General features: G+C 73.0%; 18 protein-coding genes. 10 read left to right on the forward strand and 8 right to left on the reverse strand.

The window, feature by feature from the left end; genetic code table 11:
- The first annotated feature begins 12 nt into the window (after window positions 1-12).
- The gene (locus ACFV8H_RS23390) at window positions 13-393 is read left to right on the forward strand and encodes a hypothetical protein (protein WP_380403119.1); all 381 of its coding nucleotides are present in this window, start codon (window positions 13-15) and stop codon (window positions 391-393) included.
- Here ACFV8H_RS23390 and ACFV8H_RS23395 read toward each other — a convergent pair.
- Both ACFV8H_RS23395 and ACFV8H_RS23400 read right to left on the reverse strand, forming a co-directional pair.
- Complete coding sequence (locus tag ACFV8H_RS23395; RefSeq protein WP_380403122.1) at window positions 308-1,831, reverse strand: MFS transporter; 1,524 nt, start codon at window positions 1,829-1,831, stop codon at window positions 308-310. The two genes, ACFV8H_RS23390 and ACFV8H_RS23395, sit on opposite strands and share 86 nt — an antisense overlap.
- On the reverse strand, window positions 1,824-2,813 hold the full coding sequence (locus ACFV8H_RS23400) for a DMT family transporter (protein ID WP_380403249.1): 990 nt from the start codon (window positions 2,811-2,813) through the stop codon (window positions 1,824-1,826). Before ACFV8H_RS23400 ends, ACFV8H_RS23395 begins: the two co-directional genes overlap by 8 nt.
- A gap of 168 nt (window positions 2,814-2,981) precedes the next feature.
- On the opposite strand from ACFV8H_RS23400, the gene ACFV8H_RS23405 reads away from it, so the two are divergent.
- Window positions 2,982-3,872 (forward strand): LysR family transcriptional regulator, encoded by an 891-nt coding sequence (locus tag ACFV8H_RS23405; RefSeq protein ID WP_380403252.1) that lies wholly within the window; start codon window positions 2,982-2,984, stop codon window positions 3,870-3,872.
- 223 nt (window positions 3,873-4,095) lie between these two features.
- A complete protein-coding gene (locus tag ACFV8H_RS23410; protein WP_380403125.1) occupies window positions 4,096-4,860 on the forward strand; it encodes a MerR family transcriptional regulator in 765 nt (254 codons plus the stop codon).
- A 187-nt stretch (window positions 4,861-5,047) separates the two neighbouring features.
- Here ACFV8H_RS23410 and ACFV8H_RS23415 read toward each other — a convergent pair whose 3' ends face one another.
- Window positions 5,048-7,438, reverse strand: a complete 2,391-nt coding sequence (locus ACFV8H_RS23415) for an FtsX-like permease family protein (RefSeq protein WP_380403127.1) — start codon at window positions 7,436-7,438, stop codon at window positions 5,048-5,050.
- A complete protein-coding gene (locus ACFV8H_RS23420; RefSeq protein WP_380403129.1) occupies window positions 7,435-8,160 on the reverse strand; it encodes an ABC transporter ATP-binding protein in 726 nt (241 codons plus the stop codon). Before ACFV8H_RS23420 ends, ACFV8H_RS23415 begins: the two co-directional genes overlap by 4 nt.
- 271 nt (window positions 8,161-8,431) lie before the next feature.
- On the opposite strand from ACFV8H_RS23420, the gene ACFV8H_RS23425 reads away from it, so the two are divergent.
- The 4 genes from ACFV8H_RS23425 (at window position 8,432) to ACFV8H_RS23440 (ending at window position 13,026) form a co-directional block, all read left to right on the forward strand.
- Entirely contained in the window at window positions 8,432-9,883 is a 1,452-nt protein-coding gene (locus ACFV8H_RS23425; protein ID WP_380403132.1) for a histidine kinase, read from the forward strand.
- Entirely contained in the window at window positions 9,835-10,482 is a 648-nt protein-coding gene (locus tag ACFV8H_RS23430; RefSeq protein WP_375891184.1) for a response regulator, read from the forward strand. Before ACFV8H_RS23425 ends, ACFV8H_RS23430 begins: the two co-directional genes overlap by 49 nt.
- A 429-nt stretch (window positions 10,483-10,911) precedes the next feature.
- Complete coding sequence (locus tag ACFV8H_RS23435) at window positions 10,912-11,958, forward strand: isopenicillin N synthase family dioxygenase (protein ID WP_380403134.1); 1,047 nt, start codon at window positions 10,912-10,914, stop codon at window positions 11,956-11,958.
- A gap of 261 nt (window positions 11,959-12,219) precedes the next feature.
- Window positions 12,220-13,026 (forward strand): MerR family transcriptional regulator, encoded by an 807-nt coding sequence (locus tag ACFV8H_RS23440; protein ID WP_380403136.1) that lies wholly within the window; start codon window positions 12,220-12,222, stop codon window positions 13,024-13,026.
- A 121-nt stretch (window positions 13,027-13,147) separates the two neighbouring features.
- Here ACFV8H_RS23440 and ACFV8H_RS23445 read toward each other — a convergent pair whose 3' ends face one another.
- The 4 genes from ACFV8H_RS23445 to ACFV8H_RS23460 all read right to left on the reverse strand — a co-directional run bounded on the left by ACFV8H_RS23445 (window position 13,148) and on the right by ACFV8H_RS23460 (window position 19,033).
- The gene (locus tag ACFV8H_RS23445) at window positions 13,148-15,361 is read right to left on the reverse strand and encodes a 3-hydroxyacyl-CoA dehydrogenase NAD-binding domain-containing protein (protein ID WP_380403139.1); all 2,214 of its coding nucleotides are present in this window, start codon (window positions 15,359-15,361) and stop codon (window positions 13,148-13,150) included.
- Window positions 15,362-15,400: 39 nt separating this feature from the next.
- The gene (locus ACFV8H_RS23450; RefSeq protein ID WP_350508193.1) at window positions 15,401-16,615 is read right to left on the reverse strand and encodes an acetyl-CoA C-acetyltransferase; all 1,215 of its coding nucleotides are present in this window, start codon (window positions 16,613-16,615) and stop codon (window positions 15,401-15,403) included.
- Between the two features lie 130 nt (window positions 16,616-16,745).
- A complete protein-coding gene (locus ACFV8H_RS23455; RefSeq protein WP_380403142.1) occupies window positions 16,746-17,888 on the reverse strand; it encodes an acyl-CoA dehydrogenase family protein in 1,143 nt (380 codons plus the stop codon).
- Window positions 17,889-17,890: 2 nt separating this feature from the next.
- A complete protein-coding gene (locus ACFV8H_RS23460) occupies window positions 17,891-19,033 on the reverse strand; it encodes a CaiB/BaiF CoA transferase family protein (protein ID WP_380403254.1) in 1,143 nt (380 codons plus the stop codon).
- A gap of 315 nt (window positions 19,034-19,348) precedes the next feature.
- Between ACFV8H_RS23460 and ACFV8H_RS23465 the strand changes: the two genes are divergently transcribed.
- From ACFV8H_RS23465 to ACFV8H_RS23475, 3 genes are read left to right on the forward strand one after another with little or no spacing between them, the layout of a single operon-like run.
- Window positions 19,349-19,822, forward strand: coding sequence for a hypothetical protein (locus ACFV8H_RS23465; RefSeq protein ID WP_380403145.1), 474 nt, complete (start codon window positions 19,349-19,351; stop codon window positions 19,820-19,822).
- Between the two features lie 21 nt (window positions 19,823-19,843).
- Window positions 19,844-21,961, forward strand: a complete 2,118-nt coding sequence (locus ACFV8H_RS23470) for a hypothetical protein (protein ID WP_380403148.1) — start codon at window positions 19,844-19,846, stop codon at window positions 21,959-21,961.
- 4 nt (window positions 21,962-21,965) lie between these two features.
- A complete protein-coding gene (locus ACFV8H_RS23475; protein ID WP_380403151.1) occupies window positions 21,966-23,012 on the forward strand; it encodes a hypothetical protein in 1,047 nt (348 codons plus the stop codon).
- Window positions 23,013-23,061: the final 49 nt, after the last annotated feature.

Consider the following 23,061-nt stretch of genomic DNA (forward strand, 5'->3'; position numbering starts at 1 on the left):
TACGCTGCCCCGGTGACGAACATCCGTACGGCGGCCGGGCGAAGACGGGTGGTGCTCCTCGGCATCGGCGCCGGCCTCTCCCTCGCCTCGGCGGGCGCGCTGTACGCCCTGCTGTACGTGCGGTCGTTGGACTACGGGGAGCGCTGCGAGCGCGGCCTGGTATCGGGCGGCGGGCGGCTGCTGGAGACGGGCGCCTCCTGGCTCCCGCCGGACGCCTGGTGCCGGTTCGAGGACCGGAGCCTGTCCACCACGCCGTTCTGGGCGCTGCTGCTGTTCTACGCGTTGCTGACCGTGGTGGTCTGGTCGGTCATCGCCCTGGTGCACACCGTCCGTCCGCGTCCGGACCCGGGACTGGACTGGCAGCCGAGGCACGGTACCGGGCCGGGCTGGTAGGCGCGCAGGTGGTTGTGCCGACGGCGGCGGCGGTGCCGGTGGGGGCGGTGCGGGTGAGGGCGGCGCGGGTGGCGGCCGCGCCGCTGTGGGCGGTGCGGGTGGGGGCCGTACTGGTGGCGGTGTCGGTGGCCGTGGTCACCGGCGCTGCGGACGGTCGGCGGCGGGTGCGCAGCGGGGACAGGTAGACCGGCAGGAAGGCCGTCGCGAGGACGGCCCCGCCGAGCCAGAGCGTGGTGCGCAGGCCGAGGAGTTCGCCGAGCAGCCCGGAGAGCGCGGAGCCGATCGCGAGCGCGCCGAAGAGCAGGAAACGGAAGGTGGCGTTCATCCGGCCGAGCAGGTGGTCCGAGGTCATCCGCTGACGCAGGCTCACCCCGAGCACGTTGTCCATGCCGGTCTTGAGCGAGACCAGCAGCCAGCCCGCCCCGGCCAGGAACAGCCCCGGCCCGCCGACGATCATCGGCACCAGCAGTCCGGCGGGCGCCAGGCACAGACCCGCCAGGGCGAGGGTGCGACCGTCACCGAACCGGGCGGAGACCGGGCGGGCGCAGCGCGAACCGAGCAGGATGCCGACCCCGCCGACCGCCCAGAACAGGCCCAACGCCCAGGCCGGGAGGTTCAGTTCACGGACGAACAGCACCGGGAGCAGGGTGTTGACCAGTTGCGAGCCGAGGTTGTTGAGGGAGGCGGTGGCGGCCAGGGCCCGCAGCTCCGGGTTGCCGAGGACGTGCCTCAGGCCCTCCGCGATCTGCGCGCCGAGGCCGGGGACGGGGATAACGGGGCGGGTGGCGGTGTCGGGGTGGGCGGCGGTGGGGAGGTGGGCGGCGGTGGGAACGTCATCGGCGGGGGTGCGGCGCAGCGCGGTGAGCCGCAGGGCGGAGCCGAGGTGGCTGAGCGCGGTCACCGCGATCGCCAGTGGCGCGGTGAGCAGCTGGACCAGCATCCCGCCCGCACCGCGTCCGGCGACGTTGCCGACCGCCATCAGCCCGACCACGGCGGAGTTCGCGTCCACCAGATGCTCCCGGCCGACCAGCCCGGGTAGCACACTCTGCGAGCCGACGTCGAAGAAGACCGTGGCACCGCCGGTGAGCAGCGCGACCGCGTACAGCTGCCCGAGGGTGAGCCCGCCGAGCCACCAGGCCAGCGGGACGGAGGCGTAGAGCGCGGCCTTCACCAGGTCGGCCACGATCAGGACGCGACGGTGGTGCATCCGGTCGACCCAGGCGCCGGCGGGCAGCCCGATCAGCAGGAACGCGAGGGTGCTCAGGGTGGCGAGCAGACCGGCCTGTCCGGGGCCCGCGTCGAGGGCCTCGACGGCGACCAGGGGGACGGCGACGTAGCCGACGTTGGTGCCGAGTTGGGTGAGAGCGGTGGCGGTGAAGAGGGTGCGGAAGTCGGGGATCCGCCAGAGGGAGTCGGGGCGCATGGTCCGTTCAGTCACGTGCGAGGTCCGGGAGGACGGGGGCGGGGGCGGGGCCCGTTGGTACGGGGGCGGAGGCCGGGGCGGAGGCGGAGGCCGGGGCGGGGGCGGGCTTCGGCCGGTGCTTCACGAGGAACACCCCGGCCAGGACGACGGCCATCCCGGCCACCGCCCGTACGGTCAGCTGCTCACCGAGGAACAGGGCGCCGAGCGCGGTGGACACGACCGGCAGCAGGTAGCCGACGGTGGCGGCACCGGTCGGGCCCTCGGTGGCGATCAGGCGGTAGTTGAGGTGGAAGGTCAGCCCGGTGCAGGCGATGCCGAGGACGGTGACGGCGGCCAGGCCGAGCGGATCGGCGCCAGCGAGCGGGTTCAGCGGGCCGACCGTGGGCAGGGCGATCACGCTCAGCCCGGCGGCGGCGGAGAGCTGGGCGGCGGAGAGGGCGAGCGGGGCGGTGTCCGTCCCGGCGAATGCCCGGGCCATGTAGGCGAAGGCGATGGCGTAACTCGCCGCCGCGCCGAGCAGGGTGAGCGCCCCGGGGATGCTGATGCCCCCGCCGGAGCCGCCGCCGATCCCGTCACCGATTCCGCCGCCATTGCGCCACGGGGCGAGGATCAGCAGCACTCCGGCGAAGCCGAGCAGCAGACCGACGAGGCGCAGTGGGCCCCGGGCGCGCTCGGTCCCGAGGGCGAAGCCGATCAGCAGCGACCAGAGCGGGGTGGTGGCGTGCAGCACCCCGGCCAGGCCGGAGCCGACGCTGCGTTCGCCGTAGGCGGTCAGCAGGAACGGCAGGGCGTTGCAGAAGAACGCGGCCACGGCGAGCCGCCGCCAGAGCGCGCCGCCGCGTGGCAGACGTTGCCCGGCGGAGCGGGCGAGCAACAGCAGGACGGCGGCGCCGAGGGCGGCGCGCAGCACGGTGATCTGCACCGGGGTGAGCCCGTGTTGCAGCGCGATCCTGATCCAGAGGAAGCCTGAGCCCCAGAGCAGGGCGAGGACAGCCATCCGCAGCACGGTCCAGCTCCTTGTCGGTGGTGGTGTCGGTCGGGTGTGGGTCGGTCGGGTTTCGGGGTGCCCGATGACGGTCGCGCGCGGTGATCACTTAGCACAAGCGAAAAGTTCTGAACCACCTTTAAGCTGCGCTGCATGATTGCCTCACTCGACGTCCGCCGGATGCAGGTGCTGCGCGCCGTGGTCGACCACGGCTCGGTGAGCGCGGCCGCCGGCGCGCTCGGCTACACCCCGTCCGCCGTCAGCCAGCAGGTGGCGACGCTGGAGCGGGAGACCGGGACGGCCCTGCTGGAACGGATCGGGCGCGGCGTGCGACCGACCGCCGCCGGACTGCTGCTCGCCGGGCACGCGGCAGCCATCGACCGGCAGGTCGCCGAGGCGGGCGCGGCACTGGCCGACCTGCGGGCCGGACGCACCGGCTGCCTGACCGTCCGATACTTCACCACGGCCGGCTCCGCCCTGGTGGCACCCGCGTTGGCCGTCTTCCGCCGCGAGTACCCGGGCGTGCGGCTCGACCTGGGCCTGACCGACCCCGTCGACCCGCTCATCGAGGTACGGGACGGCCGGGCCGACCTCGCGGTGGTGTTCCGGGCCGAGGACGCCCCGACCGGGCTGCGGTTGGTGCACTTGCAGGACGATCCGTACCGCGCTGTGCTGCCCCGGGGCCACCGGCTGGCCGGGCGGCGCGTGCTGGACCTGTCCGAGCTGGCGGACGAGCCCTGGGTCGGCGCCGAGCCGCCCGGCCCCTGTCGGAGCCTGGTGGAGGACGCCTGCGACGCGGCCGGGTTCCGTCCGGCACTCGCGGTGGACGGCGCGGACTACGTCACCGCGCAGGGCTTCGTCGCGGCGGGGCTGGGAGTGTCACTGCTTCCGGAACTGGGCCTGACGCAACGCCACCCGGGCGTCACGGTCTGCCGGGTGCGCGGCCCGGAGCCGGTACGGACCCTGCACGCCGCCGTACGGGAGGGCGCCTGGGGACAGCCGGTGCTCGGGGCGCTGGTGGCAGCACTCCGATCGGTGGCAGCTCCCGCGTCGGCGGTGCGGACGGTGTAGGCGGCGCGGGGTGGGTTGTCGGCGGCGCGGGCGGCGGAGGCGGCGCGGGCAGTGCGGGCGGCGGAGGCAGTGCGGGCGGCGATCGGGCTGTGGCGGTCGGACTTGAAGTTGCCGCAGCGGCAGCTCCTACGGTCGTGACCGGGGCCGGAGGAACCGGCCCCGGTCCGAGCGAACGTGCACGGTGACGGAACGGGGCGACAGCCCCGCAGGAGAGGAGACGGTGATGGCCTGGCCGATCGCGGAGGTCGCCCGGATGTCGGGCGTGACGGCCCGCACCCTGCGGCACTACGCCGAGATCGGGCTGCTGCCCCCGGCCTGGATCGGCTCCAACGGCCACCGCTACTACGAGGAGCGGCAGTTGCTGCAGCTGCAGCAGATCCTCGTTCTGCGGGCACTGGGCGTGGGGCTGACCGAGATCTCCCGGATCGTCGGCGCCCAGGTCGACGAGCTGGAGGCCCTGCGGGGCCACCACCGCCGACTGGTCGCCGAGCGCGACCGGCTCGACACCCTGGCCGCCACCGTCTCGCGCACGATCGCCGACCTGGAACGCTCCCGGAAGGACGGCACACCCATGACCAGCATCAACCGGCCCGAGAACCTGTTCGACGGCATCCAGCCCGCCGACATCGAGAGCAGCCTGCGGGACTTCCCCGAGCACATCGAGGCCACCCGGCTCGCGACCGCCGAGATGACCCCGGCGGAGATCGAAGCCGGCCAGCGCGAGCGGACCGCGCGGATGGTCCGCCTGGCGGAACTGATGGCCTCCGGCCACCCGGCCGAGGGCGAGCGCACGCAGCAGATGGTCGCTGAGGACTACCGAGTGCTCATCGGTCTGCGGACCGGTGTTCCGCTGGACGAGTACCTCGCCCTCGCCCGCTCGTGCACGGAGAACGAGCAGTGGAGTGCCGCGTACGAGGCCATCGCTCCCGGGCTGGCCGCCTACCAGCGCGCCGCCATGGAGGCGTACGCGGCGGCTCGGCTCTCCTGAGTCGAGGCACCGGGCTCGGGCCGACAGCCCGACCCCGCCCGGTGGGGTGGGGACGGCTCGGCGGAGCCGCCCCCACCGGGCAGTCCGCACGGCAGTCCCCCGCCCGGTGGCCACCCCGACCCTGGCCGGCCACCCCGGCCCGGGCCGGCCACCCCGCCGGAAACCGCTCCCCGGGGGCGCCCCGGCGTCACTCCGTCCGCAGGGCCGTGACCGTCCGGGTGCGGGCGGCCCAGGTCGCGGGCAGAAGGGCGCCGAGCAGGGCCAACGCCACCCCGCCGCATATCAGCGGCCCCACCACCGACGGGGCGAACACCGTGAGGTCCGCGTCCGGCACCCCGATGCCGGCGGCGCGGGCCATCGCCGGCATCACCAGGTGGTGCACCCCGATCCCGATCGGGACCCCGATCAGCCCGGCCACCAGTCCGCTGCCGCAGACGGAGGTGAGCACCATGCCGACGGTCTGCCGGGGCGACATCCCGAGGGCCTTGAACACCCCCAGGTCGTGCACCCGTTCCCGGGTGTCCAGCAGCACGGTGTTGAGCACCCCGAGCCCCGCGACCACCGAGAGCAGCAGGGTGAGCGTGCCCGCCAGGGTGTTCATCGCCAGCACCACGATGTTGAGGCGGCCCTCACTGGGGTCGGCGCTCAGCCCCATCGGCTTCACCACTGTGTCCAGTCCGTCGGCGTAGGACGGCGCGTCGGTGCCCGAGGTGAGGTCGATGTGGAAGGAGACCGCTTCGGCGTGGATCGCGCCGCCGAGTGGCTCCAGCGAGGCGCGGTCCACGAACACCACGTCCTGGGTGGTCATGACCTCCCCGGTGATCTTCGCCGGGGTGGTGCGCCCGTGGTCGGTGAGGGTGACGGTGTCACCGACCTTCTTCTGGTTGGCCCGCAGGAAGGCGGCGCTGACCACCGTCTCGCCGGGGCCGTGGAACCAGTGGCCCGTGACCAGTTGGAAGCCGCTCCAGGAGGCGTCTCCGGTGAAGGCGACCAGTTCGTAGCGATCGGTGGTCCCGGCCACAGTGGCCACGGCGGGCACGCTGCTGTACCAGGCCCTGGTCCCGGGACGGGATTCGATCGCCTTCACCACGGCCGCCTCGTCCACGTGGTCGACCGGGGCGGAGCCGTCGACCGGGACCTGGACCAGGACCTTGCCCGCGCCGTCCGCCGCCAGGCCGTCCTGGATCGACCCCAGGGAGAGCGTCAGCCCGACGCAGAGGGTGACCCCGGCCGTGCCGAGCACCACCGCGGCGGCGGTGGTCGCCGAGCGGCCCGGCCGGTTCAGCGGGGACGCCAGCCCGAGGCTGAGCGCCCGCGGCACCGGAAGCCGGCCGATCAGGTCCTGCGCCGCGGACAACAGGCCCGCCGGACCGGCCCGACCCGTCGTCCCCCCGGCTGCCGCCCGCTTGGCGCCGGGCGCCGTCCGGCCGACCGCGAGCGCCTCGACCGTGCGCAGCCGTCCGGCCCTCAGCGCCGGCACCAGCGCGGTGCCGACCACTGCGGCCAGGGCCGCGCCCGCGACCACCACGTCCACCCAGACCGGGATGCCGAGCAGACCGCCGCGCAGGGCCTTGCGGGCCACTCCCAGCACCGGTACGGACAGCAGGTTTCCCCCGAGCACACCGAGCGCGGTGCCGACCCCGGCGGGGATCAGCGCCTGGCCGACGTAGGCGCGCGCCACCTGGGCCGGGGTGAAGCCCAGGGCCTTGAGGATGCCGATCCGCCGGGTGGCGGCACTCACGGCGCCGCTGACCACCACGCCGATGATCAGCACCGACATGGCCAGGCCGAGCACTCCGAAGGCCGTGACGAACGGGACGAAGGTCGATGCCGTCCGGTTGGCCTCCTCCCGGGCGGGCCGGTAGGTGGTCGCCTTGGTGAGCGCACCGCTCGGCACCGCGGCGGCGATCGCCGCGTGGTCGGCGTCCACCTCGGCGTCACTGCCCGCGTGGGCGAAGCGGTAGAGGTACTGGGCGGCGGGCGTCGTACCGGGCGCCGTCAGCCCCGCCACCTGGTCGGGGGCGACCCAGCCGTCCGCGCTCCAGGAGACCGAGTCGGCCAGGCCGACGACCTTGAGCGTCGGGCGCCCGGGCAGGTCGGGGAACTGCGCGGTGTCGCCCACCGACAGCGGGGAGCGCCCGTTCAGGAACACCACCTCGCCGGGGCCCGCGATCCAGCGGCCCCTGGTGACCCGCAGGTCGTCCATCGGGCCGTCCTGGGCCCGGCCGACCAGCGTCATCGGCGGCAGCAGGCTGCCCGCCGGCGGGATCCTGCTGTCCTGGCCGGCCCGCGGCTGGAGGGTGACCGCTGGGTAGGGGCCGGCCGAGGCCGTCACCCCGGACACGTGCGCGGCCGGGGCGAGTTGAGCGGGGCTCGCCTTCGTCGGGTCGTACAGCACGTTGAGGTGGGCGCCGTGCTGGTCGGTGAAGGCGCGCTCGTACGGGCCCTGGGCGGCGACCACCAGCCCGAGGGCGAGGATGCACGCCGTCACGGACATCATCGTGGTGAGCACCATGACCAGGGTCTGCACCCGCTTGCGGCCCACCCCCGCCCGGACCACCTTGCCCATCACACTCATGCGCCCACCCCGCTCCGGTCGCCGGGGAGCGACGCGGCGGCCGTGTCCCGGACCAGGCGGCCGTCGAGCAGCTCGATCGTCCGGTCGGCGCAGGCCTCGGCGAGCGCGGTGTCATGGGTGACCAGCAGGATCGTCTGGCCCTCGGCGTTGAGCCCGCGGAGCAGCTCGCGGACGTCGGCGGCGGAGGCGGTGTCCAGCGCCCCGGTCGGCTCGTCGGCCAGCAGCAGCGGCGGACGGTTCATCAGCGCCCGGGCCACCGCGACGCGCTGGCGCTCGCCGCCGGAGAGCCGGCCGGGGAAGGCCTTGGCGTGCCGGGCCACCCCGAGCCGCTCCAGCAGCTCCCCCGCCCGGGCCCGGGCCGCCTCCCGCCGCATCCCGGCGAGTTGGGCCGGGAGCAGCACGTTGTCCTCGACGTTCAGGTCGTCCAGCAGGTTGAAGAACTGGAACACCATGCCGATCCTGGTCCGCCGGTACTCGGCGAGCGCGGCCTCGCCGAGTTCGTGGACGGCCACGCCGTCCACCTCGACGCCGCCCTCGCTCGGACGGTCGAGGCCGGCGACCAGGTTCAGCAGGGTGGACTTGCCGCTGCCCGAGCGGCCGAGCACGGCCACCGCCTCGCCGGCCCGCACCTCGAGGTCGAGCCCGGCCAGGGCGGGACGGGCTGCGTCGGATCGCTCGTACGTCTTGCTGACGCCGCGGATCCTGATGATCGGCGCGTTCACGGGCCCTCCACGGTTCGGGGTCCGGCTCCGGGGGACCCGGGACCGGCTGACGGAACATCACGCTACGAATCCGCGACCGGGCCCGGACAGCCGTCTGAACGGCCTCCTGGGGGTGTATCCAGATACACCCCGAACTGGGTGTTCAGGCCTAGAGCGCCGGACGATCACGCCGGGCAGACTGACTCCGCAGAAGATCGGGACGGACGCCCACCGAGGGCTCCGGCACACAGACTTCGGGCCCCGCGGGGCCCGGGACGGAAAGGGGGCCGACATGGGGGCGGGAGTGATCACCGGGGTGGCTCGACGGCTGGGCCGGTCCTGCGCGGACGGTGTGCGCGCCTGGTACGTGGCGACGATGGCCGTGACGGGGCTGATCTCGCTGCTGGCCGGGCCGATCGTGCTGGGTGCCGCGCTGTTCGGCCCGGACGAGTCCGGGCACTTCGGGCCGGGCGGGCCGCTGATCCTGACGGTGCCGCTGGGGCCGGTCGCCCTCTGGGCGCTCTGCTGGGCCACCGGCGGCTCCGGCCGGGCGGTGGGGGCCGTGCTGTTCGCCCCGGGCGCGCTCGCGGTGACGGCGACCCACCTGTACGGCGGCGCCGCGCCCGGCGGCCGGTCCGTCTCGCTCTGGCTGGCACCGTCGCTGCTGGTGCTCGGGCTGTTCGGCGCGCGCTGGATCGCCACCGAGAGCCGACGCGTCGTCGAGCGGTGGAGCGGGCGGCCGATCCCGGTGCCGTACCACCGCCCGGTCGGCGACGCCGGCGCCTGGCAACGGCTGCGGGCCGGCGGCTGGTTGGCCGACCCGGCGACCTGGCGGGACCTCGCCTGGACGCTCCTCACCGGATCCGCCGTGCTGCTGACGGCCGCGGTCGTGGTGCTGACACCGCTCGCGATGGAGGTCTTCGGCCGGAACGGGCTGCTGTTCCCGCTGATGATCGTCTACGGCATGGGCCTCTGGGTGGCCCCGTTCGCGCTCCTGTGGGCCGCACCGCCCGTCCTGCGGGTGCACGAGAGGGCGGCCAGGTCCCTGCTCGGGCCCTCCCGGCAGACCGAACTCGCCCGCCAGGTCAGCCATCTGGCGCGCACCAGGGCGGACACCATCGACGCCGGGGCGGCCGAGCTGCGCCGGATCGAGCGGGACCTCCACGACGGGGCGCAGGCCCGGCTGGTGGCGCTGGGCATGCTGCTGACCGTCGCCGAGCAGGTGAAGCACGACCCGGACGCCCTCGGGCCGCTGCTCGCCGAGGCGCGGACGTCCTCGGTGAAGGCGCTCAGCGAGCTACGGGACTTGGTCCGGGGCATCCATCCCCCGGTGCTGGCCGACCGAGGCCTGGCCGACGCGGTGGAGGCCACCGCGCTGGACCTGCCCCTTCCGGTCACCTTCACCGGCGGCCTGCCCGGCCGGGCGCCGGCCCCGGTGGAGTCGGCCGCCTACTTCGCAGTGAGCGAACTGCTGGCCAACGCGGTGAAACACGCCGGGGCCTCGCACTTGTGGATCGAGATAGGGCACAGTGACGGGCTGCTGCGGATATCGGTCACCGACGACGGGCGCGGAGGCGCGGACCCGTCCCAGGGCACCGGCCTCAGCGGAACCGAACGCCGACTGGCCGCCTTCGACGGGGTACTCGCGATCAGCAGTCCGTCCGGCGGACCGACCATCGTGAACCTGGAGATCCCGTGCGCGTTGTCATCGCCGAAGACCTCTTCCTCCTCCGGGACGGGCTGACCCGGCTGCTGGAGGCCAACGGCATGAAGGTCACCGCGGCGGTCGAGAACGGCGAGCAGCTGCTCGCCGCGATCGCCGCCGACCGGCCCGACATCGCCGTGGTCGACGTGCGGCTGCCGCCGAGCTTCACGGACGAAGGGCTGCGCGCGGCACTCGCGGCCCGGCAGGCCCACCCGGGACTCCCCGTACTGGTGCTCTCACAGTTCGTGGAGCAGCTCTACGCCCGTGAGCTGCTGGCCGGCAGCTCCGGCGGGATCGGCTACCTGCTCAAGGACCGCGTGCTGGACGGTGCCCAGTTCCTCGACGCCGTCCGCCGGGTCTCCCAGGGCGGTACGGCCATGGACCCGGAGGTGATCACCCGGCTGCTCACCCACAACTCCTCGGCCGGCCCGGTCTCCACCCTCTCCCCGCGAGAGCGGCAGGTGCTGGCGCTGATGGCCGAGGGCCGCTCGAACGCGGCGATCGCCCAGCAGCTGGTGATCACCGAGCGGGCGGTCGCCAAGCACACCGCGTCGATCTTCGTCCGCCTCGACCTCCAGCCCTCCGACGACGACAACCGCCGGGTCCTGGCCGTCCTGGCCTACCTCAACAACTCCTGAGGGCCTCGACGGCCCCGGAAGGAGATGTCCCCGAAAGAAGAGTCCCCGGAAGGACAGGAGCACGAGGGGGGAGGCGAGGCCGAGAGGCAGCGGGACCAAGCAGACAGGAAGGGTAGCAGCTATGATTGATTGAGCACGGACAAGTGAGGGGTGTCCCTCCGCGCCAGGGGGCTCGCCCTCCACCGAACGGGTCATCTACCCTGGTGAGGTGCTCATCCTTGTTCGCCGCCGCCACGTGGACCTGCTCCGCGTGACGACCATGTCCTGTCGACGCTCCGGCTGAACCTCGCGCCACCCACCCTCACGGCAGCCCCGACGCGGCCGCCACCACCTCCCGGCTACCCGGAGCACCCGCCGCACCAGGCGCGGCTCCGGCCTTCCCTGGTCGACCACCGGGACCAGCCGGGACGAGACCAGCGGATGTCACACATGACGCAGCAGTACACGCCCATATCCGGTACCGGCTCCACCCCGGAGGCGCACCCCGAGGCCCTCCCGGTGATCGACCTCTCGCTCGCCGACGGCAGCCCCGAGGACCGCCGCCGCCTGCACGACGAGCTCCGTACCGCCGCCACCGGCGTCGGCTTCTTCCAGCTCGTCGGCCACGGCATCACCCCGGAGGAGACGGCCGCGCTCACCGGAGCCATGCGCGCCTTCTTCGCCCTCCCCGAGGCCGACCGGCTCTCCGTGAGCAACCTCAACTCCCCCCACTACCGCGGCTACACCCGCACCGGTGACGAGCGCACCGGCGGCAGCCAGGACTGGCGCGACCAGCTGGACATCGGCGCCGAGCTGCCCCCGCACACCCCCGGAAGCGGCGAGCCCCCGTACTGGTGGCTGGAGGGCCCCAACCAGTGGCCGACCGCGCTGCCCGAGCTGCGCACCGCCGCGCTCGGCTGGATCGACCACCTCGGCGCGGTCGCCCGCCGCCTGCTGCACGAACTCCTCACCTCGATCGGCGCCCGCCCCGACTTCTACGACGACGCCTTCGCGGGCCACCCCCACCTGCGGCTCAAGCTGGTCCGCTACCCGGGCACCGCGCCGGACGGCGCCGGCCAGGGCGTCGGCGCCCACAAGGACTACGGGTTCATCACCCTGCTCCTCCAGGACACCGTCGGCGGCCTCCAGGTGGAGCGCCCGGACGGCACCTTCCTGAACGTCCCGCCGCTCGACGGCGCCTTCGTGGTCAACCTCGGCGAACTGTTGGAGGTGGCCACCGACGGCTACCTCAAGGCGACCAGCCACCGCGTGGTCAGCCCGGCCGGAGCCCGCGAGCGCTACTCCGTCCCGTTCTTCTACAACCCCCGCCTGGACGCCCACGTCGAGCCGCTCGACTTCCCCCTCGCCCACCACGCCCCCGGCGCCACCGAGGACCCGGCCAACCCCCTCTTCGCCGACTTCGGCTTCAACGAGTGGAAGGGCTACACCCGGGCCCACCCCGAGGTCACCCGCCGCCACCACGCCGCCCTCGCCTGACCCGCCGCCCGCGAGGGACCCACCTCCTGCGAGAACCCACAGGCGACCCGAAACCGGCGCCCGCCCCGACACCGAGGGCGGCGCCGGTTCGCCGTCCCCGGACCGCCACTCCCGGACCGCCACTCCCGGACCGCCGTCCCCGTTTCGCCGTCCCCGTTTCGCTGTCCCCCGGGCCGCCCACCCCGTCCGATGGACCTGATCGCACCGCACTGTCACACTGCAGCTGTCACAGCAGGAGTGTGCCAGCGCGGGAGGCAGCAGATGGGGGAGCACGGCGCCGGGGTGGGCGAGGTGCGGCTGACGGTGGACGAGTTGGCGGCGCGGGCCGGGGTGACGGTGCGGACGGTGCGGTTCTACGGGACGAAGGGGCTGCTCCCGCCGCCGGAACTGGGCCCGCGGCGGGTGGGGCTGTACGGGGCCGCGCACCTGGACCGGCTGGGGCTGATCGAGGAGTTGCAGCGGCAGGGGCTGACCCTGGCCGCGATCGAGCGCTACCTGGCCCGGCTGCCGGAGGACAGCACCCCGCTGGGCCTGGCCATCCACCGGGCGCTGGTGGCGTCCTGGACGCCGGAGACCGCCGAGGAGGTGGGCCGCGCCCAGTTGGAGCGGCGGGCCGGTCGGGGGTTGTCGGAGGAGCAGGTGGAACGCCTGGTCGCGATGGGGGCGCTGGAGCGCACCGCCGACCCGGAGGTGTTCCGGACGGATCCGGGCCTGCTGCCGCTGGGCGTGCGGATCCTGGACGTGCCGATCCCGCTGGAGACGCTGCTGGCCGCCCGGGCGGTGGTGGTGGAGCACAGCCGGGCGACCGCGCGGGAGTTGCAGCGGCTGTTCCGGGAGACGGTCTGGAAGCCGTACCGGGAGAGCGAGCCGGACCCGGCGGAGCTGGCCCGGATGAAGGAGCTGACCGACCACATCCAGCCGATGGTGGCGCAGGCGCTGGTCACCGCGTTCCAACGCTTCCTGCGCGAGGAGTTGGGCGACGAGCTGGGCGAGGAGCCGATCGAGAAGTCGGGCGAGAAGTCGGGCGAGAGGTCGGGCGAGGAGTCGGGCGAGGAAACCGGCAACTAGCAGGAGCCGGGTGGGGCCGTGCCCTCGCGCGCACGCCCCCACCCGGTCCACCCGCCCTGCCCCGGGCAGTCGGTGAAGACCAGTCAGTGACGATCAGTCGGTGACGATCCGTCGATGAGGATCAGTCGGTGAAGGTCCGCCCCTCCGCCGCGATCCGCTCCAGCAGGGCCGGCGGCGCGAACCGCTCGCCGTAGGCGGCGGCGAGCTCGCGGGCGCGGGCCGCGAAGCCGGCCGGGCCGCCCGGGTAGCCGTTGATGTACTGGAAGACGCCGCCCGTCCAGGCCGGGAAGCCGATGCCCAGGATGGAGCCCACGTTGGCGTCGGCGACCGAGGTGAGCACGCCTTCCTCCAGACAGCGCACCGAGTCGATCGCCTCGCTGAACAGCATCCGCTCCTTGAGGTCCTCGAACGGGACCTCCGCGGGGTCGACCGGTCCGGCGCCACCGGCACCGTCGACACCCTCGACGCCACCGGCGAAGTGCTCCAGCAGCCCCGGCCAGAGCCGGCCGCGCTTGCCGTCCTCGCCGTACTCGTAGAAGCCCGCGCCGCCGCTGCGCCCGGGGCGGCCGAACTCGTCGACCATCCGGTCCACCACCGCGTCCGCCGGGTGCGGGGTCCAGGTGCCGCCGGCGGCCTCGACCGCGCGCCGGTACTCGTCGCGGATCTTGCGCGGCAGGGTGAGGGTGAGCTCGTCCATCAGGGAGAGCACCTTGGCGGGGTAGCCGGCCTGGGCGGCGGCCTGCTCGACGGAGGCCGGGTGGATGCCCTCGCCGACCATGGCGACGCCCTCGTTGAGGAACTGGCCGATCACTCGCGAGGTGAAGAAGCCCCGGGAGTCGTTGACCACGATCGGGGTCCTGTCGATCTGCCGGACCAGGTCGAAGGCGCGGGCGAGCGCCTCGTCGCCGGTCTGCGGGCCCCGGATGATCTCGACCAGGCGCATCTTGTCGACCGGCGAGAAGAAGTGCAGGCCGATGAAGTCGCCGGTGCGCCGGACGCCTTCGGCGAGCACGCCGATCGGCAGGGTGGAGGTGTTGGAGCAGAGCAGCGCGTCGGGGGCGACCACGCCCTCGATCTCCTGGAACACCTTGTGCTTGAGCTCGGTGTTCTCGAAGACGGCCTCGATCACCGCGTCGCAGCCGGCCAGGTCGGCGGCGTCGCCGGTGGGGGTGATCCGGGCCAGCAGCTCGTCGCGCTTCGCCTCGGTGGAGCGGCCGCGGGCGATCGCCTTGTTCAGCAGGCCCTCGGAGTAGGCCTTCCCGCGCTCGGCGGCCTCGGTGCTGACGTCCTTGAGCACGACCTCGATGCCGGCCTTGGCGCAGGCGTAGGCGATGCCGGCGCCCATCATCCCGGCGCCGAGCACCGCGACCTTGCGGACCAGCTGCTTCTCGACGTCCTTGGGCCGCCCCGCTCCGGAGTTGACCGCCTGCATGTCGAAGAACAGCGCCTGGATCATGTTCTTGCTGGTCTGCCCGCAGGCCAGCTCGGTGAAGTAGCGGGCCTCGATCACCATCGCGGTGTCGACGTCGACCTGGCTGCTCTCCACCGCGGTGGCCAGCACGTTGCGCGGGGCCGGGTAGGGCGCGCCGTTGAGCTGCTTGCGCAGGTTGGCCGGGAAGGCGGGCAGGTTGGCGGCGAAGGCGGGGGTGGCGGGGGTGCCGCCGGGGATCTTGTAGCCCTTGACGTCCCAGGGCTGGACGGCGGTCGGGTTGGCCTCGATCCAGGCCTTCGCCCGGGCCGTCAACTCCTCCGGGGTGTCGACCAGTTCGTGCACCAGTCCGTGCTCCAGCGCCTGCGCCGGGCGGTACTGGCGGCCCTGCAGCAGGAACTTCAGCAGGGCGTCGGTGATGCCGAACAGCCGCACCGTGCGGACCACGCCGCCGCCGCCCGGCAGCAGCCCGAGGGTGACCTCGGGCAGGCCGATCCGGCTGGCGGGGGTGTCCAGCGCGATCCGGTGGTGGCAGGCGAGGGCGATCTCCAGACCGCCGCCGAGCGCGCTGCCGTTGACGGCGGCGACGACCGGCTTGCCGAGGGTCTCCAGCTTGCGCAGCGAGCGCTTGATCCGCATGGACTTCTCGAAGACGGCCTCGGCGTCCTCGGGGCGGGCGGCGGACAGCATCCGCAGGTCTCCCCCGGCGAAGAAGGTCTTCTTGCCGGAGGTGACCACCACGCCGCGCAACGCGTCGCCGAGGCCGGCCAGCCGCTCGACGGTGGCCTCGAAGTCGGCCGTGAAGGCCTCGTTCATGGTGTTGACGGACTGGGTGGGGTCGTCGAGGACGAGGGTGACCACGCCGTCCCGGTCCTGCTCCCAGCGGATGGTGGTGGTGTCGCTCATGGGTTCAAGGTCTCCAGGTCTACCGGGGGGAGAGGGGGATCAGACGCGCTCGACGATGGTGGCGACGCCCATGCCGCCGCCCACGCACAAGGTGATCAGGCCGTAGCGCAGGTCGCGCCGCTCCAGCTCGTCGACGACGGTGCCGAGCAGCATCGCGCCGGTCGCGCCGAGCGGGTGGCCGAGCGCGATCGCGCCGCCGTTGACGTTCACCTGGTCGTGCCGGAAGCCGAGTTCGCCGATGAAGCGCAGGGCGACCGCCGCGAAGGCCTCGTTGATCTCGACCAGGTCGATGTCGGCGGCGGTGAGCCCGGCCTTGGCGAGGGCCTTGCGGGTGGCCGGGGCGGGGCCGGTCAGCATGATGGTCGGCTCGGAGCCGGACACGGCCGCGGAGACGATCCGGGCCCGCGGGCGCAGCCCGTACCGCTCGCCGACCTCGCGGTTGCCGATCGCGACGAGGGCGGCGCCGTCCACGATGCCGGAGGAGTTGCCCGCGTGGTGGACGTGGTCGATGGCCTCCACCCAGTGGTACTTCTGCAGGGCGACGGCGTCGAAGCCGCCGGCCTCGCCGATCGCGGCGAAGGAGGGCTTGAGGCCGGCCAGGGTCTCGACGGTGGTGCCGGGGCGGATGAACTCGTCGCGCTCCAGCACGACCAGGCCGTTGCGGTCGCGCACCGGGACGACCGAGCGGTCGAACAGGCCGTCCGCCTGCGCCTTGGCGGCGCGCGCCTGGGACTCGGCGGCGAAGGCGTCCACGTCGGTGCGGGAGAAGCCCCCGATGGTGGCGATGAGGTCGGCGCCGATGCCCTGCGGGGCGAAGTTGGTCTCGTACGAGGTCATCGGGTCGGCGAACCAGGCGCCACCGTCCGAGGCCATCTTGACCCGGGACATCGACTCCACGCCGCCCGCCAGGATCAGGTCCTCCCAGCCCGAACGGACCTTGGCGGCGGCCAGGTTGACGGCCTCCAGACCCGAGGCGCAGAAGCGGTTCTCCTGGACGCCGGCCACCGTGTCGGGCAGGCCGGCCGCGATGGCGGCGATCCGGGCGATGTCGGAGCCCTGGTCGCCGATCGGGCTGACCACGCCGAGCACGATGTCGTCGATCGCCGCCGGGTCCAGCTCGGGGTAGCGCCGGCGGATCTCGTGGATCAGGCCGACGACCAGGTCGATCGGCTTGGTGCCGTGCAGCGAGCCGGTGGCCTTGCCGCGGCCGCGCGGGGTGCGGATCGCGTCGTAGACGTACGCTTCGGTGGTCACGATGGGGATGCCTTTCGGGGCGGGGCCTGGCGGAGCGGAGCGGGGTTGGCGGGGCGGAACGAAGTGGGCCGGAGCGGAGCGGGGTTGACTGAACGGGGCGGGACGGGGCGGAGCGGGCTCGGCGGAGGGGTCAGCCGAGGATGGAGCGGCCGACGATCTCCTTCATGATCTCGGTGGTGCCGCCGTAGATCGTCTGGATGCGACCGTCGGTGAACGCCCGGGCGACCGGGAACTCGCTCATGTACCCGTAACCGCCGTGGAGTTGGAGGCAGCGGTCGGCCGTGCGCTTCTGCAGTTCGGTGGCCCACCACTTGGCCATCGAGGCGTCCGCCGGGGTGAGCGCGTAGCGGTTGTGCTCGGTGATGCAGCGGTCGACGAAGGTCCGGGTGATCGCGCACTCGGTGGCCAGTTCGGCGATCTCGAAGCGCACGTGCTGGAGCTTGGCCAGCGGCCGCCCGAAGGCCTCGCGCTGCTTGACGTAGTCGGTGGTGATCTCGACCAGGTACTCGGCACCGGCGATCGCCGCGGCGGCGATGGTGAGCCGCTCCTGGGCGAGGTTCTGCATCAGGTGGACGAAGCCGCCGTTGAGCTCACCGAGCAGGTTCTCCTTCGGCACCCGGACGTCCTCGAAGAACAACTCGGCGGTGTCCTGGGCCTTCTGGCCGATCTTGTCGAGGTTGCGGCCGCGCTCGAACCCGGGCGTCCCGCGCTCGACCACCAGCAGGCTCAGCCCGTGCGCACCGCCCTCCGGCGTGGTCCGGGCGACCACGACGACCAGGTCGGCCAGGATGCCGTTGGAGATGAAGGTCTTGGCACCGTTCAGCACGAAGTGGTCGCCCCGGTCCACCGCCTGGGTGCGGATGCCCTGGAGGTCGGAACCGGTGCCGGGCTCGGTCATCGCGATCGCGGTGATCAGCTCACCGCTGCAGAAGCCGGGCAGCCAGCGCCGCTTCTGCTCCTCGGTGGCGAGCGAGGTGAGGTACGGGCCGATGATGTCATTGTGCAACCCGATCGCCAGCCCCGACGCACCGGCCCGGGCGAACTCCTCGGCCACCACGGCGGCGTAGCGGAAGTCGGGGGCGCCGCCGCCACCGAACTCCTCGGGCACCGCGATGCCCAGCAGGCCCTGCCGGCCCGCCGCCAACCAGACCGAGCGGTCGACGATGCCCGCCTTCTCCCAGCGGTCGTAGTGCGGCAGCACCTCCTTGGCGAGGAAGGCCTTCACGGTGGCCCGGAAGTCCTCGTGCTGCTCGGTGAAGATCTCGCGCTGCAACGCTACTCCCCTTGTTCGGTCGCGGAGTTGAGAGGTTCGGTGGTGGCGGCCGGCGGGTGGAGCGCCGGCAGGCCCCAGTCCCGGGCCACCTCCGCGGTGTCCGCGCCCGGGCGGGCCGGCGGGCGGCGCAGCGCCCCGGGGGTGACGGAGAACCGCGGGGCGGGGGCGGGTTGGGTGACGCCACCCGCCTCGACGTAGGTACCGCGCGCCAACAGGTGCTCCTCGGCAGCAGCCTGACGCATCGTCAGCACCGGCTCCACACAGGCGTCGGAGCCCGCGAAGACGGCCTCCCACTCGGCCCTGGTCCGAGTGGCGAAGCGGGCGGCGATCAGGGCCCGCAGTTCGGGCCAGCGGGCGAGGTCGTACTGGCCGGGCGCGTCCGGGCCGAGCTCCAGCAGGCGGGCGAACTCCGCGTAGAACCGCGGCTCCAGGGCGCCCACCGCGAGGTGCCCGCCGTCGGCGGCCCGGTAGAGCGCGTAGAACGGGGCGCCGCCGTCCAGCAGGTTGACGCCCCGGCGGTCCTGCCAGTGGCCGGCCGCGAGCAGGCCCCAGAGCATGCTGCCCAGGTGCGCCGCGCCGTCCACGATCGCGGCGTCCACCACCTGCCCGGCACCGGTGGCTCGGGCGTGGTGCAGCCCGGCGAGCAGCCCGACCACCAGGTAGAGCGAGCCGCCCGCGTAGTCGCCGAGCAGGTTCGCCGGGATCCCGGGCGGCGCCTCGGCCCCGCCCTCCGCGGCGACCAGCCCGAGCACCCCGGCCACCGCCGCGTACCCGAGGTCGTGCCCGGCGGTGGCGGCCCGCGGACCGTGCTGGCCCCACCCGGTCATCCGCCCGTACACCAGGGCCGGATTGCGCGCCAGGCACGCCCCGGGGCCCACCCCGAGCCGCTCCGCCACCCCCGGCCGGTAGCCCTCGATCAGCAGGTCGGCCCGCTCGACCAGGTCCAGCACCAGGCCGGGCCCCTCCGGCGACTTGAGGTCCACCAGCACCGACCGCTTGTTCCGGTTGGTCAGGTCGTACGCCGGGTCCGTCCCGAGCGGCGAGGGCTCCGGGCGGTCCACCCGCACCACGTCCGCCCCGAGGTCGCCCAACAGCATGGCCGCGAACGGCCCCGGCCCGATCCCGGCGAGCTCGACCACCCGCACCCCTGCCAACGGGCCGGAGCCGGCGGCCGTACTGGTTGTGTCACGCACTGGCTGCAGACCCTCCGGGGTTTGACAGTAAAGCTGTAACACTCGCGATGATAGGGAAGCGACCGGCCGGTAACAAGCCCTCGCCCCTGCGGCCGTGTCGCCGATTCCCCGCCAATTCCCCCTGACGAAACCTTGATGGAGCCGATCACGCCCGGTGCAACCGACGGCACGGAGGGTGCGTCGGTGTACTGACGGAGCCGACCTGTACGGTCGTCATGCCGAAGGGGGTGTGCGAACCCCCGCCGACCAGGGGAGGAACACGCAGACATGGGCAGCCCGTACTTCACCACCGGACCGGTCGCCCCGGCCACGGACCCGATGCCGAGCACGACGGCCAGGAAGTCGCCGTACGCGAACCCGGCGGCCCCGGGCGACGGCGGCAACACCGTGCCCCCTTTCCCGCTCATCCCCCCGGGCAAGCCGACCACCCAACTGGACACCCCGTACGAGCTCACCGCCTCCGCCGGACTGGCCCGCCAGATCGCCACCGACCTCGACGGCGCCAACAGCAAGGCCGGGCCCGGCGCGCACAGCCTCACCGAGTACGCGAGCACCGCGTCGACCAAGATCCGCGGCTTCTCCTTCGGCGGCGCCCTCACCGGCAGCACCGAACGGTGGCTGCAGCAGTGCAAGACCTTGCACGACAAGGTCACCGGTGCCGCCAACAGCCTCGACCGGACCCGCGAGTACTACCACGGCAACGAGATCACCACCGTCGCCGACCTCCGCGCGGCCCGCTAGAAAGGCAGGGGGAACAGAGAGATGGTGTCCTTCAAGGAACTTCACGAGGCCGAGTTCTCCGCGGTCTCCGACGCCGCCGAGGCATGGGCCGGGGTCGCCAAGGCCCTCACCGCCTTGGACGGCCGGGTCACCAAGGACCTCACCAGCACCCCGCAGCGGGCCGGCTGGAAGGGCGCGGCCGCTGACGAGGCGACCAAGGTGATGCAGGGCATCGACGGCGACTTCAAGCAGGCCTCGGCCGTCGCCACCGCCCTCGCCGCGATCATGAAGACCGCCGCCGAGGACTTCGCCGCCGCCCGCCGCGACCTCGACACGGCACTCCACGACGCCCAGACGCAGGACCTGACGGTGTCGGCCGACGGCACCGTCAGTTGGACGCTGCCGAAAGAGGCGAGGAACGATCCGGACAGCAGGCTGCTGGCCCAGGACCTGGACGCCAAGGCCAAGGCCATCTCGGCCCGCCTGACCAAGGCCGTCCAGAAGGCCACCGCCGCCGACCAGCGGGCCTCGGTCGACCTCCAGGCCGACATCGGCACCAGCACCACCGCCTTCAACCCCACCCCCGGCGGCAGCGGCCCGGTCGCCGATGCCAAGCGCGCGACCGACCTGATGTCCAAGGGCGGCAGCCTCTCCGACGACCAGCTCAAGCAGTTGCAGGCCCTGATGGCCGCCAACGCGGAGAACAAGGACTTTTCCACCACCCTGCTCAACGGCCTCAACTACGGCGGCAAGACCGGCCCGGAAGCCCTCCTGGGGTACAGCAAGGCCTACGGCGGCCTCGCCCACGGCAACCACAACGCCAAGGGCTACCAGGACGTCTACGGCAACCTGTCGGTGGTCCTCGCCACCGCCACCCGTGACGGCGGCATGGGCAAGGGATGGGAGGACGGCCTGCTCGCGGCCGCCCGCCGCCCGGGCGGCTCGGCAGCGGGCTGGAACGACAACTACCCGGCACTGACGGCGCTGATGGGAGCAGGCGGCAGGTACGACAAGGCCTTCCTGGTGAAGGTGAGCGACGACCTGGTCGACTACGAGCGCAACAGCAAGACCAAGGGCAGTGACCTATGGGGGCCGAACTGGTCCGCCAGGGAAGGCGATCCACTGGGCCCCCTGATGAAGCAGCTGAGGACCGACCCGGCGGCGGCCGGGGAGTTCCTCGACCCGGGCCGCAACAAGAACCTCACCTACCTGCTCAAGGACCGCGCGTGGCCCGATGCCGACCTGGAGGGCAAGCTGTCCGCCGACGAGCTGCGCAACAGCTCCCACGGACTGTTCGGCCAGGTGCTGGAAGCGGCTACGACCGGCCGCGAACCCGGCAGCCCGCAGCCGCCGGTACGACTGCACGACGCGACGATGACGCGGATCATGGACTCCGCGCTCTCGACGCTCGGTGGCGACAGAGCCGGCCACGAGAACGACCTGTCCCCCGCCCTTCGCCGGCCGCTGGCCGACATGGTCAGTGACTACGTGGCGGACACCCACGACATCCTCAGCAAGGACCTCCCCGGCCCGTCCCAGCCCGGAGGACTGAACGCCACCCGGGAACAGCTCCTCCGGGTGATCCGCGGCACCGCCGAGGACCCCGACTCGTACGCCCTGATCCACCTGGCCGAGACCCACGAGGTGGCTCGACGGATGGCCGAGTACGGACCGGAGGCGTTCAAGGACGTCAACGGCCGACCGGATCCGAGGTTCGAGAGCTTCGTGAACGAAGCCGGAAAGGCCTTCGGCGCGCTCGACGCCGTTCAGGCGGACACCATCTCGGACCACAAGTCCGACGAGCAGTTCAAGGTCAACTGGAAAGCCAAGATGGACTACCACTACGTCGGCACGCTCGCCAACATGCTGCCGGGCAAGGACTGGCTGCCGGTCGGGGACATCGCCCAGCGGTACGTCGACGTCGCCACCTCCGAGTGGGCGAACAAGGTCAACGCGGCGCTCGACACCAAGGCGCAGGGTGACCTCAGCAGCCTCTACACCACCGGGCAGTCGCAGATGCAGGTCATGCTCAAGCAGAAGGCCGATGACTTGGGTGTGCCGGGTCGTGATGTCCTGCTCGCCCAACTGACCGACTCGGCCAACATCCACTACTACACGTCGATCACCCAGGCCCACAACGCCGCCTTCGGGAAGGGCTGATCCCGTGACGACAGGACAGCACGGGACTGGCGGCAGGCCGGACGGCAGTGGCGACGCAACCCCGGACCGGCGCGGGTTCACCACCTGGCCGCTCCGAGTCCGGGCGGCGGTCGCCGTCACGGGGGTGGCGGCGGTGGTGGCCGGTGCGGGGGCGTTCCTCGCGAACAACCTGAGCAATGCCTTCGGGCCGGACAGCGTGTGCGGTGGTGCCGTGAGTGCCGACGCGCTCACCGCCGCACTCGGATCGGGCAGGGTCGGCGAGCACACGTACGGCAACGGGCAGCTGCGCAACGGCACCGCGTTCTGCGTGGCAACGGTGAGTCGTGGAATCTTCGGGAGCGACCGGTCCGTCACGGTGGAACTCCGCGAGAACACCGGCCTCTCCGCCCTCACGGACGACTCGGAAGCCCGGCTGTTCGCCGCTTCGGCCAACGGAGGTGCGGCCGGCGCGGCCTCCGACCACCGGGCGTGGGCACTGCTCCCCGAGGGTTGCGGCAGCGGGCTGCGGGTCACGGTCAGTTCGAGTGGCGACGACGGACGCGGGGCCCGAAACCTCGCAGAGCTCTCCGTGACGGTGGCCAATCGGATCGCGGGCCAGCGAACCTGCGGATCGACGCCGATGCCGGCACCGCACGTCCTGTCGGAGGCCGGAACGGACCACGACCTCAACCTCGACGCCGTCTGTGGCCTGCCCGGGTTCACCCTGCCCGACGTGCCGGGGAACCACGGTCTCCGGGAGACGGCGACCACCGCCACCGACCCCCTGTGGGCCTGCCGCATCCACACGGACGCGAACCCCGGCCCCTCCGTCTCCCTCACCATCGGCACCGAGCCGCGACTCCTGACCTCGACCGCCCCGAAGGACGAACCGGGGCTCGGCCGGGCCCGCTGGGTCGGACCGGACGAGATGGTGACGTCCTGCCAGGGCAAGTCCACCGTCTTCCGGTTGAGCTGGGACGGTGCCCAGAAGCTCATCCCCAACGGCGACGAGACCTGGAAGCAGTTCCTCGTCGCCGGGGGCAAGGCGATCGGGTGTGAGCCGATCCTGTAGGAAATGGACGGGCGGGTGTGGGCGTAATGGTCTATCGTGCCATCGGACC

The sequence above is a fragment of the Kitasatospora sp. NPDC059827 genome, from assembly GCF_042731675.1.
Taxonomy (GTDB): domain Bacteria; phylum Actinomycetota; class Actinomycetes; order Streptomycetales; family Streptomycetaceae; genus Kitasatospora.

Excerpts from the sequence above, each read along its gene's own strand:
- ACFV8H_RS23400 (WP_380403249.1), bottom strand. The coding sequence starts at position 2,813 with ATGGCTGTCCTCGCCCTGCTCTGGGGCTCAGGCTTCCTCTGGATCAGG.
- ACFV8H_RS23405 (WP_380403252.1), top strand. The coding sequence starts at position 2,982 with ATGCAGGTGCTGCGCGCCGTGGTCGACCACGGCTCGGTGAGCGCGGCC.
- ACFV8H_RS23410 (WP_380403125.1), top strand. The coding sequence starts at position 4,096 with ATGGCCTGGCCGATCGCGGAGGTCGCCCGGATGTCGGGCGTGACGGCC.
- ACFV8H_RS23415 (WP_380403127.1), bottom strand. The coding sequence starts at position 7,438 with ATGAGTGTGATGGGCAAGGTGGTCCGGGCGGGGGTGGGCCGCAAGCGG.
- ACFV8H_RS23425 (WP_380403132.1), top strand. The coding sequence starts at position 8,432 with ATGGGGGCGGGAGTGATCACCGGGGTGGCTCGACGGCTGGGCCGGTCC.
- ACFV8H_RS23435 (WP_380403134.1), top strand. The coding sequence starts at position 10,912 with ATGACGCAGCAGTACACGCCCATATCCGGTACCGGCTCCACCCCGGAG.
- ACFV8H_RS23440 (WP_380403136.1), top strand. The coding sequence starts at position 12,220 with ATGGGGGAGCACGGCGCCGGGGTGGGCGAGGTGCGGCTGACGGTGGAC.
- ACFV8H_RS23445 (WP_380403139.1), bottom strand. The coding sequence starts at position 15,361 with ATGAGCGACACCACCACCATCCGCTGGGAGCAGGACCGGGACGGCGTG.
- ACFV8H_RS23465 (WP_380403145.1), top strand. The coding sequence starts at position 19,349 with ATGGGCAGCCCGTACTTCACCACCGGACCGGTCGCCCCGGCCACGGAC.
- ACFV8H_RS23470 (WP_380403148.1), top strand. The coding sequence starts at position 19,844 with ATGGTGTCCTTCAAGGAACTTCACGAGGCCGAGTTCTCCGCGGTCTCC.